Source organism: Micromonospora sp. CB01531 (genome assembly GCF_001905095.1).
Taxonomy (GTDB): domain Bacteria; phylum Actinomycetota; class Actinomycetes; order Mycobacteriales; family Micromonosporaceae; genus Micromonospora.
Genome location: NZ_LWLS01000100.1, coordinates 1 through 14,434, shown reverse-complemented (window position 1 = coordinate 14,434; position 14,434 = coordinate 1). Strand labels below are relative to the sequence as shown.

The window sequence follows — 14,434 nt, the reverse complement described above, 5'->3', positions numbered from 1 at the left end:
CCAGACCTCTTGCTGACTTCTTGCTGACACAGCACCGAGGGGTCTGGCCGCGACCGGCTTAGGCAATGCTGCTGCCAGACGCTGGCACCCCCGAGGGGAACCAGGCTGCCCGGCGGATCACCGTCGGTGGCACGACGCAGGCCCGTCGCGTGGCTCTTATCCAACGACCGCCAAGAAATCCGAGTAGAACAGGCCCAGGCCGACCGCCACGCAGACGCCGGCCACGATCCAAAACCGGACCACAATATTGACCTCGCTCCATCCGGCCAACTCGAAGTGGTGGTGCAACGGCACCATCCGGAAGACACGTCTACCGGTGGTCCGGAACGAGACGATCTGGATCACCCAGGTCGTCGTGATGATGACGAAGAGCCCGCCGATCATGATCGAAAGCAGCGTGGTGCGGGTTGCCACCGCGAGCCCGCCGATCAGGCCGCCGAGCCCGAGCGAGCCCACGTCACCCATGAAGATCCGCGCCGGGGACGTGTTCCACCACAGGAAGCCCACGCAGGCGGCGGCCGCCGCCGCCGCGATCATGGCGATCTCCAGGGGATCCCGGACCTGGTAGCAGTAGTCGTTCACGCGGGCGTACGCGTCGTCGGCGCACCAGTGCCGGTACTGCCAGAAGCCGATAAGCGCGTACGCGCTGAGCACCAGGATCGACGCGCCGGTGGCCAGGCCGTCGAGGCCGTCGGTGAGGTTCACGCCATTCGACATCGCCATGATCACGAAGACGAACACCATGACCGCGCCGACCTTGCCGACGTTCAGCCAGCTGATGTCGCGGATGAGCGAGATGTGCTCGCTGGCCACGGTCTGGCCGTTGGTGCTCGGCACGTAGAGCGCGGCGATGCCGAACCCGCCGCCGACGATCGCCTGGCCGAGCAGCTTGCCTTTGGCGGAAAGTCCGTCGGAGTTGCGCCAGCGCACCTTGAGGAAGTCGTCGAAGAAGCCGACCGCGCCGCAGAAGACGAACAACCCGAGCAGCACCAGGGCCGTCATGGTCGGCCCCTCCTGCGCGATCTGCCGCTCGGGCAGGGTGGTCAGGGCGATATGCCCGGCGACGTAGGCGAAGACGGTCGCCACGATGAAGACGACGCCGCCCATCGTGGGCGTGCCCTTCTTGCCCTGGTTGCTGGCGAGCCCGATGGATCGAATCGGCTGGCCGGCCTTGAGCGCGGTGAAGACGCGAATCGCCACCGGCGTGCCGAACAGGGAGACGATGAACGCGACCGCGGCCGCGACGATGACCGCCCTCACGGGCGAACCTCCACGAGATCCGGATTTCTCACGGCGTCCCCACCGAGCTTCCAGATCAGCGCCTGACGTAGCCACCTGAGCTGGCCGTGCAGATAGTCCTTAGCGAAGTCGTCGATCATGAGACACGAGCTTGCCATCCGACGGCGAGCGGAGCAGCCCTGGACCTCACAGCGCCGTGGTTCGTAACTCGCCGACACGAATCCGACGACGATCTTGCAGCGCCAGGCCCGAGGTTCAACTTGTGTCCGAAGCGGCGGAGATAGCCCAAACGACGCGATCCCTTGTCTACTGTGGTGCGCGATGCAAGCTGTCCAGGAGCGGTACACGGCCGAGCGTCATGGCGTTCAGGGTGAGGTATGCCGGACTTGGTACGCCGCCGCGGCATCCTCCCCCTAGACCGGCGGCGGCTGCGCATCGACAACGTCCACCCGTGGTTCGTCGCCGACACCATCCGGTACTACGTCGACCACCCACAGCACCGGGCCGCGATCGGCGAACCAGCCGAATATCAACGGCTGTGGCATGCGTTGACGTCTGCGCCCATTGGCCCCGAACAGGGCACGCTTCCTAGGCCCACCCTCAAGTAAATGCCGGGACGGGTTCGTCAAGCATGTGGTGGGACTAATGGCCGGCAGCCGGCGGCCGGTGGTCGGCACAGCGAGGGCTCCCGGCAGGACCCGGCGTGGTTTAGGGTCACGCCCGTGAATGGGAAGCATGCCCGACGGTGGGCGCTGGTGCTCGTGCCGCTGCTCCTGGTGGCCTCCGGCGTCTTCGTCCTGCGGTGGCTGTCAGTGCCCAACCCTCGGAAGCTGCCCGAGCCATTTCGGGAGCAGCTCGCATCGCGGGTGGTGGACGCACTCGAGCACGACCCGGCCTTTCGCACGGAAGTCATCCGCGAGCCGGGCCCATGGCCGGTCTGCGTTGCCTCGGTGTTCGGGGTGACGCCGGACTCGGCTGACGCCGTCGACGAGGTCGACACGATCTACACACACGTGTTCTGCAAGTGGCTGAGCGAGGCAGACGTCGCGAAGGGACCTGATACCGACCTCAGCCGGCTCGGCGGCGTGTCGATGCCGATCGCCGTGCGGCTGGGACCGCCTGTCAGCTATCAGGAACCGAAAGATGGGGAAGGGGTATACCCGGACAGCATTCGGCGGATCTTCCCGAAACCTCTCCAAGCTGCTGCTTTCTCCGGACCTGCCCCGTCAATTGGCGACGCGCTAGACGAACGGATCAGGCACCTGATTTCCTCGCCGGTACCCTCGCCCTCCCACTCCTAGGCCTGTGTCGAAGTCGGTCACAGCCATTCGTCGATGGCGGCGAGGTGGATGGTGGCCTCGTAGCGGACGGCCAGCTTTGTCGAATCGGGTGGCCACGGCGCGGTTTCGTTTGAGTCGGTTGATGCCGCACTCCACGGGACTGTGTTGGTTCAACTCGCTGATCGCGTCGGGCGCGAACCGCAGCATGTTGCCGTAGTCGACGTAGCAACGTTCCGCCGGCCAATCTCCGACGGGCCTCTTCGGTCGCCGCCGCACTGGTCTGGAGCCACCGACGAATTCGCCTTCGGTCCATGCCCGGGGAAGGCGTACCGACTCAGCGACCGACTTGCCCTCGGCGAACGACCGTAGGTCAAGGATCGGGATCCGAAGCGTGACGAACATCGAACCGACCATAATCGATGCATGATCTTCCCCGTCGCTCGAAGACCAGGGAAGGCGGTTGGCGCTACGAACGACTCCGGCCTTGGCCGGAGTGCCAACTCAGACTCCGGTTTTGAGTTCAATCCTGAGTTCCAACCAGGGCCGGAAGCGAGCTGCCCGTCCTGTGCGTGCAGCCCACTACGGCCCGCACCCACCTCGCGCTGCCTTCGGTCTACCACGCGGACTCACTGGCACAGCCGTCACCCGCGCCTGGGTCGCTACACACCCGTTGCTGACCGCTGCAAACCGCTGCCCTCTTGGCAAAGTGAAAGTTTTCGACTGGTGAGCAGCAGGGCCTTGAAACTTGTTTTCGTAGGGGGCTACCCTCCGATGAAGATCGACCATCGTTCACCTGGAGGTACGGGACCATGCGCAAGCTGATGTCAGCGCTCGGCGCGGGGGCGCTGCTGACGGCCGGGCTGTTCGTCGGCGCCGCTCCGGCACAGGCGGCGACCTGCACCCTGGTGCAGTCCGAGATCTACAACGGGGCCAACATCATCTCCTGGGCACAAGGCTTGGAGGGCTGCTCCGGCGACGTCTACTGGGAAATCCAGTCGGGCGACAGCGGCACCTGGCAGGTAGCGCAGAGCGGCACCACTCACTACGACAACACGGTCACGAGCTACTACGGCGACGTCGATCTGCCCTGCTACCTGCGGGTCTACGTGAAGTTCGGCAGCCAGGAGAAGCTGACCCAGCCGGCGCGCAACAACAACTGCGGCGTGGGCTGAGGCGGGACGCGCTCCGCACTTGACGAGACGGCCGGACCTGGAAGGTTCGGCCGTCTCGGTCGGTAGCGAGGGCAGGATCTGATGGTGCTCTGCTCGATGTCAGAGCGTCATGAAGCGCTCGTTCTCCGGCCGCTGGGGGCCTGGAAGCCGGTGAGGCCGGGTGTGTCGTTCGTGGTCAGGGCGATCTGGTTGAGCACCAGCCCCGCCTCGCGAGGTGCCAGCGTGATCGTGTGCTCACCCGGCTTGAGTGCCAATGCGGCCGCAGCGACGCTCGTGCTGCCGTACCAGGTTTCGAAGCCGGTCTCCGGCCCGGACTTGTTCGACTGGTATCGCCATTGCCCGTCGACGAGCACGTGGTAGGAGTCGGCGTCGGCGTTGGGGTTGCTCGAGTTGACGAACAGGTAGTACGTGCCGCCGGTCTGGATGTCGACGGTGAAGTCGAGCCGCGGTGGTGCTCCCGCCGCGGAGCTGCCGTTGACCTTCTGCGTCGGGCCGGCCTTGAACAACGCCTCGGCCTGGGCCGCAGAGGTCGCCAGCCACTGCGCTTTCGCGCTGGCGTCGGCCGGCGGGACGACCTGCAGGCCGTTACGAGCCAGCGCCCACGCGTGCGTCCCGTTGTTGCTGTCTGTCGCACGAGCGGAAGCGCTCTTCTCCAGCGCGTCCGCCGGATCGATGACCACCCGGCCGTCCTGTTCCAGGTAGGCACCGGCCGGCGCACCTTCGCCTCTGCTCACCGTGACGGGCACCACCCAGGTCTCACCACGGCCGTTGGTGATGGAGACCTTGGCCGTCCCAGCCCTGTGCCCGGTGAGCCTGGCCTCGCCGGCCTGTACGGCGACCGTGACGGCGGTCTCGTTGTCGGACGTCGCGGCCGCGGCGGCCGCCACGCCCTCGACCGTGCTCGTCCGGCCCACCGATGCCTGGATCGCCGGCAGCCGGTGGCCCCGGCCGCTGGGTGTGAGGAATCCGGAGAAGCCCGGCGCGCTGTTCGTGGTCAGGGCGATCTGGTTGAGTACGATCCCGGCCTCACGAGGCGCGAGCGTGATCGTGTGCTCGCCCGGCTTGAGCGCCAGCGCGGCACCCGTGACGCTCGTGCTGCCGTACCAGGTCTCGAACCCGGTCTCCGGTGCGCTCTTGCCCGACTGGTATCGCCACTGTCCGTCGACGACCAGGTGGTAGGAGTCGGCGTCGGCGTTCGGGTTGCTCGAGTTCACGAACAGGTAGTACGTGCCGCCGGTCTGGATGTCGACGGTGAAGTCGAGCCGCGGTGGGGCTCCCGCCGCGGAACTCCCGTTGACCTTCTGCGTCGGGCCGGCCGTGAACAACGCCTCGGCCTGGGCAGCAGAGGTCGCCAGCCACTGCGCTTTCGCGCTGGCGTCGGCCGGCGGGACGACCTGCAGGCCGTTGCGAGCCAACGCCCACGCGTGCGTTCCGTTGTTGCTGTCGGTCGCGTGGGCGGAGGCAGTGTCCTCGAGCGCGTCGGCCGCATCAAGGACGACCAGGCCGTCCTGCTCCAGGTACGGGCCGACCGGCGCACCGTCGCCCCTGCCCACCGTGACGGTCAGCACCCAGGCCTCACCGCCACCGGCGGTGATGGAGATCTCGGCTCGCCCGGCCCTGCGCCCGGTGATGGTCACCGCACCGTCCTTGACCGCGGCCGACACGGCGGTCTCGTTGTCCGACTCCGCGGCCACCACGCCCGTCACACCCTCGACCCTGCTCGTCCGGCCCACCGACGTCTCGATGGCAGGCAGCCGGCGAAGCTGCGGCATTACGCCGGGAAGTGCCGCCACGGTCGCCGTCTGGGGTGCGGCGATGTTGTTCGGGCTCTCGGGCGGGCCGACCAGGCCGTCACCGACCGCGCCGTCGCGAGTCTCGATGATGATCCGGTCGAAGAGGATCGCGGTGTCCGAGCGGTAGACCATCAGGTCGTGCCAGCCCGGCGTGGTCACCTCGACGGTGAAGGTCAGGGGTTCGATCCCGTGCATGATGTTGAATCCCCAGGGGCTGGTGCTCGTACCGGCGACGGAGTTGCCGCGCAGCAGGCTGGGGACCTGGTCGTCGAGCCCGACGGCCGTGCGCGCGGTGCGCGGCGTGCCGTTGTCCTCGGTGCCTTCGTTCAGCGTCGGAATTCGGTAGAAGGTTCTGGTGAACCTCCCGGTGGAGGTGAAATGGACCCGGTATCTCAGGCGGGCGGTCGTCTCGAAGCCGGAGTCGACCCGGGGCGCGATCTCCGGGAAGCTGCCCATCGATGCCCCGCGCTGGCCCACGCCTTCAAGGGGGGCCCACCGGCTCCCGTCGGCGCCGGGCAGGTTCTCGGAGAAGTGCTCGGCCTCGAGGGCCACGTATCCGTTGGCCTCCAGGTGCGCCGGCTCGGCGACCCGGCGCAGGTCCACGGCGGCCCGCGCCGCGTCGACTGTGAACGTCGCGACCTGGTCGCCGACCTTAGCGCCGCCGGCGGCGTTGAAGACCCGGATCGTTCCCGTCGTGGCCGGGTGGTCCTTGGCGACCGTCACCGTGACTCGTTGCTCTGTCGCGGTCGTGCCCGAGCGCTGAGAAAGGGTGATCCACGCAGCGTCCGCCTCGGCGACCCACTCCTGCGGCTTGGCTACGTCGTCGCGGGAGAACACGTCGAAGAACCGCTGGTCGTCGGGCGCGCCTGAGTTGAACGTCAGCGTGCCGCGGCCGGGCTGTTTGCTCCCCTCGGCGGCGGCGCCCACCGCATCGGTCGGTGCGGCCACCCGGGCATACCGGTCGTTGGTGAGCATGACGGTGCCCTCGTTCGGGAAGCCTTCGGGATGGCTGTGGCCGATGGCGTGGTCCCACTTGCCGTCGCTGATCGTGTTCCAGTAGTCCTCGTCGGCGAGGATGCGCTCACGGGCCTGCTTCGAGAGCAGCTCGTAGCTGCCCGCGCTGGCGTAGCGGCCTTGGGCGGCAGCGAGCTGGTTCTTCCAGAAGTAGCCGATCTGCTCGGCCATGTTGCGGTAGGACCGGACCCGGTGGAGCACCTGCTGATAGAACGCGGAGCGATAGCGCGGGTCGAGCTTCGCGGAGACGCCCTCGAGAATCCTCACCAGTTCGTTGGACTCGTTGATGTAGCGCTGGAGCTCATCGCCGTCGGAGGTAGCGCTGAACGGGAAGACCTGACCGGCGTGGATCCTTCCTGAGTTCGCGTTGGACGAGTTGATCTCCCCCCAGAACTCAGCGCGCTTGGTGTTCTCGAGCGCGTCGAACCTTTTCAGCGCGTCGGCGACCACGGCAGCGTTGTTGCCCCTCAGCCGGAAGTCTCGCTGCACGTGCTCGGTGAGGAACCTGCTCCCGATGGTCGTGTCGTCATAGCCCTGGACGTCCCACGCGAGCTTGGCGAACAGGTCGAGCTTGATCTCGCCGGGCTTGATGTCCCCGACGTTGAGGATCCAGTAGCGCCCCGCACCGGAATTCCACGCCCGACGCAGCTGCTGCACCATCAAGGACATCGGCGTCGAGTTCAGCCACAGGTAGCTCTTCGGCTCACCCCAGTAGGAGACGTGGTAGTAGACGCCGTTCCCGCCGGACCGGGCGGCTTCGGTCCGCGTGGGCACCTGCCGCAGATAGCCCTGGTTGTCCTCGGCCCACATCAGGGTCACGTCGGCGGGGATGTGGTCCTTCAGCCCGGCGTTGTAGAGATCGTTCATCTCCTTGTAGGGGATGAACACCTGCGGCACAGCGTCGGCGCTGCCGTAGACCGCTGCGATCAGCCTGCGCTGCTCGCGAATGACGTCGGCCTCCATCTCGACCTTGTCCTTGAACCCGTACGGGTTACCGGGGGTGAACACCGGATCGCTGTCGTGCACGCCGCGGATACCCAGGGCAAGAATGTTCTCGAAGTCGGCGTTGGCGACCACCCGCTGGCGCCAGTACTCCAGGATCGCGGGCTTGTTGATCGAATAGTCGAAGGCCGCCACGGCGTCCGCGCCCTTGATGTGGAGCGCGTCCTTGTTGCGGTCGTACCACTGTCGCCACTCGCCCTCGTTGTTGCGCAGCATCAGCTCCGCGTGAGACGACGATGCGACCACACCGAACACTGCCGCCTCGCGCGCGTTGATCGGTGTCCCCGTGTCGTACCTCCCGGTGTCGGTGACCGCGTTGAACGCCCTCGAGGCCAGGTGCATCGCCGGCCACAGCGTGTTCAGCCTCAGCCGCAGCATCAGCTCGAAGACGTGCCGGTAAAAGTTGACATCAGGCGTGCCGTTGCCGGTGGGGAACTTCCTCTTCGCCCACGCGACGGTGCGTTCCTCATCGTTGATGAAGAATCCGCGGTACTTGACGTCCGGCCCGTCGTCGACCCGGGTCTTGCCCTTGACGTCGATGTCGTCGCGCTGCTTGACCGGCACGTCGCTGTACCAGTACCACGGAGAGACGCCGATCTCCTCGGAGATCGAGTAGATCCCGTAGATCGTCCCGCGGGCATCGCTGCCGGCGATCACCAATGCGTTGTCGACCCCGGGGACCGGGTTCTTGATGGTCTTGGTCGCGTACGCCTCCCACTTGCCCTTGATCCCGGCGGCCTCGTCGAACTTGCCGGCCGCGACGATCTCGTCGACCAGCCGGCTCTGACCGATCTGGCCGACGATGATCGCGTTCTGCTGACCCGCGGCCTCGGTCAGCAGGGCCGGCAGCTTGCTCCGGTCGGCCTTCGCCAACCGCGCCTCCTTGGCCGACTCGTCGTCGACGAACAGGGCCTGCACCTCACCGGGATCGATCGCCCCGGTCACCATGGCGACGTCCTGCCGCAGGTCCTGAACCGCGCGGCGCACCTGCGTGTAGTCCCGATCGGCGTGATCGCCGCCGTAGGACGGGTCGATCAGGATCGGCGAGGTCGTGTGACCGTTGAAGATGGTGAAGCCACCCGACGATGCGTGCGCCGGCGTCACCTCCACCGACGTCAGGGACGCGGCCAGCACAACGCCGGTCACGACAGCCGCGGACCACCGCCTCGCCCGACCCGCGAAACTGCGCTCGTCGTGCTGCACACCTCGACCTCTTAGCCCGGGCTGCGACATCCCTCGCTCCTCTCGTCCGACACGGTCACCGTGCGGCCGGCACGGTCGCAACCTAGGAACCAGGCGACAACTTCTGCAAGGTGTTGCCAGAATTGCCATCGTCGTGGCTAGATGCGTTCGTGGAGCCCACCATCTTCGACGTCGCGCAAGCTGCCGGCGTAGCCGCGTCGACGGTCTCCCGGGCGTTCAACAAGCCCGGCCGGGTCAACGAAGCGACGCGACAGCGGATAGTCGCTGCCGCCGCACAGCTCGGCTACCAGCACAGACCGCAGAACCGCGCACTTCCGGGTCCACGCCACCGCACCATCGCCATGGTGCTGTCCGACATCACCAATCCCCACTTCTTCGAACTGATCCGCGGCGCGGAGCAGCGCGCGAAGGCGTCCGACGTCACTCTCGTGATCGTCAACGCCGAGGAATCCCGGCGCATCGAGGAAAACCAGATCCGCGACCTGGCCGCCGGCGTGGACGGGTTCCTGCTGGCCTCCAGCCGACTCCACGACGAGGTCCTGCGCGACCTCGCCAAACTGCACCGGATCGTCCTGTTCAACCGAGAGCTGCCCGGGTTGACCAGCGTCACGTTCGACACCGCCGCCGGCTGTCAGCAGATCCTGGAACACCTGGCCTCGCTCGGGCACCAGAGCTTCACCTACTGCGCCGGGCCACCCAGCTCCTGGATGGGTGCGGCGCGCTGGGCGGCACTGAGCGCCGGGGCCGAAGCGCACGGTCTGACGGCACACCGGATCGGTCCGTACACCCCCAACGTCGCCAACGGCGGGGCCGCCGCCGACGGAGCACTACGCACCGATGTGACGGCGGTCGTAGCCCACAACGACCTCCTGGCGATCGGCATCATCCGACGCCTCACCCAGCGCGGTGTTCGCGTCCCGGCCGACATCAGCGTGATCGGCTTCGACGACATCTTCGCCGCCGACTTCGTCCATCCCTCGTTGACCACCCTGGCTGGGCCCGGCTCGCACGCCGGTCGGCTCGCGGTAGAGCTCGTGATCGAGCAGTTCGCCGCACGACAGGGCGACGGCGAGGCGATCCGCCTGCCGACCGAGCTGGTGCTTCGCGAGTCGTCCGGCCCAGCGGAACACCGCGCCTGAGCAGCGCGGGCGCCGGCGCGGCGAACGCGACAAGCGCCTGCCGACCACCAATGCCAACGGAAACCTCGACGCCTTCCTCGACGTGGCCGTACCAGAAAGGCAAGCCGGCCTCCTGATGACCGTGCGGCAGCTGGGTGACCACCAGCCCGACCAGTGCCGCGCGGGCCCCGCGAGCATGCTCGCGAAGTCCGCTGCGTGGTCGGGGGTGGGTGGCCGGATCCGGCCGAGTTCGCCGGCAAGGGTTGTAGCCGCCACCGGTGCCTTTGTAGCGTGACCCGGGTCCTTGAACCGATTCACGTTCGCCCCGAACCGCGAGGCATCGTCCCCGCCCCGAGGAGAGGCGCACAGTTGACATCCTCCCGGCCCTGAAAGGGGCTGGGATTCTCACGGTCGCCCGTGAGGTTTCCTGTTTCATCGCCGACTGCCTTTCCGGGAGGTTTCCCTTGAGGTCTTACATCAGCTCCGCAGGCGTTTTACCTCTCCGCCAGCCCGGCGGCGAGAATGTTCTTAGCAGCGTTGATGTCCCGGTCGTGCTCGGCCCCGCAACCCGGGCACGTCCAGGCGCGCACGTTGAGGGCGAGGGTGGTGTTGATCCGCCCGCACCCGGAGCAGGTTTTGGACGAGGGCAGCCACCGGTCGACGGGGATCACCTCACGCCCGTACCAGGTGGCCTTGTACTCCAGCAGGCTGCGGAACTGACCCCAGGCCGCGTCGGAGATGACACGAGCGAGGCGGCGGTTGCGGAGCATGTTCCGCACGCTGAGGTCTTCGATCGCGACCGTTTGAGTCTCACGGACGAGTCGAGTGGTCAGCTTGTGCAGATGGTCCCGCCGCCGGTCGGCGACACGGGCATGAATCCGGGCCACCGTCATCCGAGCCTTGGCCCGGTTGTTGGAGCCGTCCTGTTTGCGGGCCAGGTTCCGCTGCGCCTTGGCCAGCTTGCGCCGGTCGACCTGCCCGTACCGCAGGTTGGCCACCTTGCCTTCCTCGTCGCTGATTCCGGGAATCGGGTGGGACAGGGTGAGCAGACTGGTGATGCCCGCATCCACACCAACCTCCGCCGCTGCGGGCGGCAGCGGCTTCACGGCCGGGTCCTCCACGAGCAGGGACACGAACCAGCGGCCGGCAGCGTCACGGGACACGGTGACCGTGGACGGTTCCGCCCCTTCGGGCAGGGGCCGCGACCACACGATGTTCAGCGGGGCGTTCATCTTCGCCAGGGTGAGCTGACCGTCACGCCACCGGAAGGCGGAGCGGGTGTATTCGGCCGACGCCCGGGACTTGCGCTTGGACTTGAACCTCGGATACCGGGACCGCTTGTCCCAGAACGCCACGAACCCGGCCTGCAGATGCCGCAGCGTCTGCTGCAACGGCACCGACGACACCTCATTCAGAAACGCCAACTCCTCGGTGCGCTTCCACTCGGTCAGCCACGCCGACGACTGCACATAGGTGGTGCGCCGGCGGTCAACCGCCCACGCCCGGGTCCGCACCTCCAACGCCCGGTTGTAGACCAGACGCACACACCCGAACGTCCGGGACAACTGTTCGGCCTGTTCAGGAGACGGATAAAAGCGGTACTTGTACGCCCGCTTCACCACCTCACCCACGCCCCACATTTTACCGTCCACGTAAGACATTCATCCGAAGGGAGGAGGCGTTTCCTCCCGGCCCTGAACGGCCGGGTTTCCACGCCGCAGATCCGATGACCGAAGAACGCAGAATCAGCCGACGCACTGTCCTGCGGGGAGCCGGCGCGCTCGCCGCCGCTCCGTTGATGGCCCAGGTCCTCGCCGCGGAGGCCGCAGCGGCGCAGGCGGCCCCGCAGCCCGGACCGGGCATCGACCGGCGGGCGGTGGTCTCCCGCCACCCGGTCGTCCGGTACGCCAGCGACCGGGAACTGCCCGTCCAGGTGGGCAACGGCCGGTTCGCCTTCGGCGCCGACGTCACCGGCCTGCAGACGTTCGTCCCGTTCTCCACCCTGTCCGACTGGGGCTGGCACAGCGACGCCCTGCCGCCGGGGAAGACCATCGCCGACTACAAGGGCACGGTCTGGGACACCTACGGCCGGCCGGTCTACTACTGGACCGACGACAAGAACGAGCCGGAGCTGCACAACTGGCTGCGTGGCAACCCGCACCGGATCAACCTGGGCCGGATCGGCCTGCGCCTGCTCAGGGCCGACGGCACCGAGGCCACCGAGGCCGACCTCACCGACACGGTGCAGCGGCTGGACACCTGGACCGGGGTGCTGCACAGCAGCTTCCGGCTGGACGGGCATCCGGTCACCGTGGAGACCTCCTGCCACCCCGGCATCGACGCGGTCGGCGTCCGGATCACCTCGCCCCTGGTGGCGCTCGGCCGGCTCACGGCGTTCCTCGACTTCCCCTACGCGACCGCCGCCGGGCAGGACAAGTTCTCCGCCCCGTACGTCGGCTTCTGGGACCGGCCGCAGGCACACACCACCACCCTGTCCTCCCGCGGCGCCGCTGGCGCGGTGATCGCGCACGTCCTGGACGAGACCGAGTACCAGGTCGCACTCGCCTTCACCGCCGGCGCGACGGTGACCCGGGAGGACCCGGCGCGGCACCGCTACCGGATCACCGGCGGGCGCTCCGAGCGGCTCGACCTCACCTGCCACTTCGCACCGGAGGTGGACCGGGCGGCCCCACCAGCCGCAGAGGTGTCGGCGCAGAGCGCGTCCTGGTGGCCCCGCTTCTGGCAGACGGGAGGGGCGGTCGACCTGTCCGGCAGCAGCGATCCCCGGTGGCGGGAACTGGAGCGGCGGATCGTGCTCAGCCAGTACCACCTGGCCGTCAACGAGGCGGGCAATGAGCCGCCGCAGGAGTCGGGCCTGGTGAACAACGGCTGGTACGGGAAGTTCCACATGGAGATGTACTGGTGGCACGCCGCGCACTACGCGCTCTGGGACCGGTGGCCGCTGCTGGACCGCAGCACCGAAATCTACTCCCGGTTCCTGCCGCGCGCCCGGCAGCTCGCCGCCGAGCAGGGTTTCCGGGGCGCCCGGTGGCCGAAGATGACCACTGCTGTCGGTGACGCGACCGGACGCGAGTCGCCGAACGTGCCGACCGCCCTGCTGCTCTGGCAGCAGCCGCACCCAATCTTCCTGGCCGAACTCGACTACCAGGCCCACCCGATCCGCCGGACGCTGCTCAAGTGGCAGACGGTGATCTTCGATAGCGCCGAGTTCATGGCGTCGTTCGCCCACGATGACGGCACCGGCCGCTACGTGCTAGGGCCGCCGCTGATGTGCGCCAACGAGCGCAACCCCGCCGGGGCCACCACGAACCCGACCTTTGAGCTGTCGTACTGGCGGTTCGGGCTTCGGATCGCCCAGCAGTGGCGCGAACGCCTGGGTTTGGGCCGCGACGCGCGCTGGGACGACGTGCTCACCCGGCTGGCGCCGCTGCCGGTGCAGGACGGCCGGTACGTGCTCTACGAGGGTGTGCCGGACATGTGGACCCGGTTCAACACCAACCACCCCGACCCGGTCGCCCCGTACGGCATGCTGCCCGGCGACGGCGTGGATGTCGAGACGATGCGCGCGACCACCGCCAAGGTGTACGAGACGTGGCCGGTGACCGACCTGTACAGCTGGGACTTCCCGCTGCTGGCGATGAACGCCGCCCGCCTCGGGGACCCTGTACGGGCGGTGGACTTCCTGCTGCATGAGCGGCTCGGATTCACCGACACCGGGCTGCCGGCCAGTGGCAAGAAGGGGGTCCCTTCGCCATACTTCCCGGCCGCGGGCGGGCTGCTGTACGCGATCGCGATGATGTGCGCGGGCTGGGGTGACTCCCCAGACGTGCCGGGCGGGGCGACCGGGGTCGCCGGTGCCGACGGCACCGCACCCGGATTCCCGGAGGGCTGGGTGGTCCGGTGGGAGGGGCTTGCCCCGGCGTTGTGACGGACGGAACGGGGCGGGTGGCCGGCTTCGCCGGTCACCCGCCCCGTTGTTGATTCCTCGATCGCCGGGCCCACTGCCCGCAGGTGTTCCCGGAAGGTCAGCGCCGATTCTCGGCCCGGGCGGCCAGATGTGCCCCGAGGCCGATCTGGGCGCGCGGCGGCTCCCCGGCACACCTCCGGTCGGCCCGCCGTCGCTCCGCGTCCCTGATCGACTCGGCGAGGTCGAACACCTCCCCCACCCGGTCGGCCCGGCACAACAGCGCGCCGTCCTCGTCGGCCAGCGCAACGTCGCCGGCGTCGACCGTTCACAGCCCACCCGTGCAGAGGTCAGAGCGCCCGCGGGCCGGGGTCGAGGCGCAGTGGGGCCGGTCGCCCGAATGTCGACGATGTCCCGGACGTGGGCGGTGGTCAGGTCGGCGAACCGCCGACGCAGCATCTGCGGGATCGAGCTTCGAGGACGAGGCGTCGCCTGGCCGCACGGATAGGGGCGCGAGACCATTCTCCCGGGGTGGCCGCGCGGTTCGCTGCGGCCACCCGGGGAGAATGGTCAGGGACTTCAAGGGGTGCCTGCATCCGCGGCCACGTGGTAGACGATCGTGTTGAGGTTGATTCCGTTGAACAGGTTCAGCGCGACCTAGCCTCGGCCCTTCGTTAAGGGCTGTCCA

At 68.0% G+C, this 14,434-nt stretch carries 9 protein-coding genes; 5 read left to right on the top strand and 4 right to left on the bottom strand.

Annotation, left to right across the window (positions count from 1 at the left end; translation table 11 throughout):
* Positions 1-156 precede the first annotated feature (156 nt).
* Together mraY and A6A27_RS46950 are read right to left on the bottom strand one after the other, a co-directional pair.
* Entirely contained in the window at positions 157-1,260 is a 1,104-nt protein-coding gene (gene mraY, locus A6A27_RS30620; RefSeq protein WP_073838122.1) for a phospho-N-acetylmuramoyl-pentapeptide-transferase, read from the bottom strand.
* Entirely contained in the window at positions 1,257-1,379 is a 123-nt protein-coding gene (locus A6A27_RS46950; RefSeq protein WP_274534604.1) for a hypothetical protein, read from the bottom strand. Before A6A27_RS46950 ends, mraY begins: the two co-directional genes overlap by 4 nt.
* A 237-nt stretch (positions 1,380-1,616) precedes the next feature.
* On the opposite strand from A6A27_RS46950, the gene A6A27_RS30615 reads away from it, so the two are divergent.
* The 3 genes from A6A27_RS30615 (at position 1,617) to A6A27_RS30600 (ending at position 3,691) form a co-directional block, all read left to right on the top strand.
* Positions 1,617-1,847, top strand: a complete 231-nt coding sequence (locus A6A27_RS30615; RefSeq protein ID WP_073838121.1) for a hypothetical protein — start codon at positions 1,617-1,619, stop codon at positions 1,845-1,847.
* A gap of 147 nt (positions 1,848-1,994) precedes the next feature.
* Positions 1,995-2,540 carry a hypothetical protein gene (locus A6A27_RS30610; protein WP_073838120.1) on the top strand — a complete coding sequence of 182 codons (546 nt, stop codon included), beginning with the start codon at positions 1,995-1,997 and terminating at the stop codon, positions 2,538-2,540.
* Positions 2,541-3,328: 788 nt separating this feature from the next.
* Positions 3,329-3,691 carry a hypothetical protein gene (locus A6A27_RS30600; protein ID WP_073838119.1) on the top strand — a complete coding sequence of 121 codons (363 nt, stop codon included), beginning with the start codon at positions 3,329-3,331 and terminating at the stop codon, positions 3,689-3,691.
* A 107-nt stretch (positions 3,692-3,798) separates the two neighbouring features.
* Here A6A27_RS30600 and A6A27_RS30595 read toward each other — a convergent pair whose 3' ends face one another.
* Positions 3,799-8,646, bottom strand: a complete 4,848-nt coding sequence (locus A6A27_RS30595) for a glycosyl hydrolase 115 family protein (RefSeq protein ID WP_073838118.1) — start codon at positions 8,644-8,646, stop codon at positions 3,799-3,801.
* Between the two features lie 206 nt (positions 8,647-8,852).
* On the opposite strand from A6A27_RS30595, the gene A6A27_RS30590 reads away from it, so the two are divergent.
* Positions 8,853-9,842: a LacI family DNA-binding transcriptional regulator gene (locus A6A27_RS30590; protein WP_073838117.1), complete on the top strand. Its 990-nt coding sequence runs from the start codon at positions 8,853-8,855 to the stop codon at positions 9,840-9,842.
* Between the two features lie 473 nt (positions 9,843-10,315).
* Here A6A27_RS30590 and A6A27_RS30585 read toward each other — a convergent pair whose 3' ends face one another.
* Positions 10,316-11,452, bottom strand: coding sequence for an RNA-guided endonuclease InsQ/TnpB family protein (locus A6A27_RS30585; RefSeq protein WP_073838140.1), 1,137 nt, complete (start codon positions 11,450-11,452; stop codon positions 10,316-10,318).
* A 95-nt stretch (positions 11,453-11,547) separates the two neighbouring features.
* Here A6A27_RS30585 and A6A27_RS30580 point away from each other — a divergent pair, with 95 nt between their 5' ends.
* Positions 11,548-13,770 (top strand): hypothetical protein, encoded by a 2,223-nt coding sequence (locus tag A6A27_RS30580; protein ID WP_083672993.1) that lies wholly within the window; start codon positions 11,548-11,550, stop codon positions 13,768-13,770.
* Positions 13,771-14,434 lie beyond the last annotated feature (664 nt).

Excerpts from the sequence above, each read along its gene's own strand:
- A6A27_RS46950 (WP_274534604.1), bottom strand. The coding sequence starts at position 1,379 with ATGATCGACGACTTCGCTAAGGACTATCTGCACGGCCAGCTCAGGTGG.
- A6A27_RS30615 (WP_073838121.1), top strand. The coding sequence starts at position 1,617 with ATGCCGGACTTGGTACGCCGCCGCGGCATCCTCCCCCTAGACCGGCGG.
- A6A27_RS30600 (WP_073838119.1), top strand. The coding sequence starts at position 3,329 with ATGCGCAAGCTGATGTCAGCGCTCGGCGCGGGGGCGCTGCTGACGGCC.
- A6A27_RS30580 (WP_083672993.1), top strand. The coding sequence starts at position 11,548 with ATGACCGAAGAACGCAGAATCAGCCGACGCACTGTCCTGCGGGGAGCC.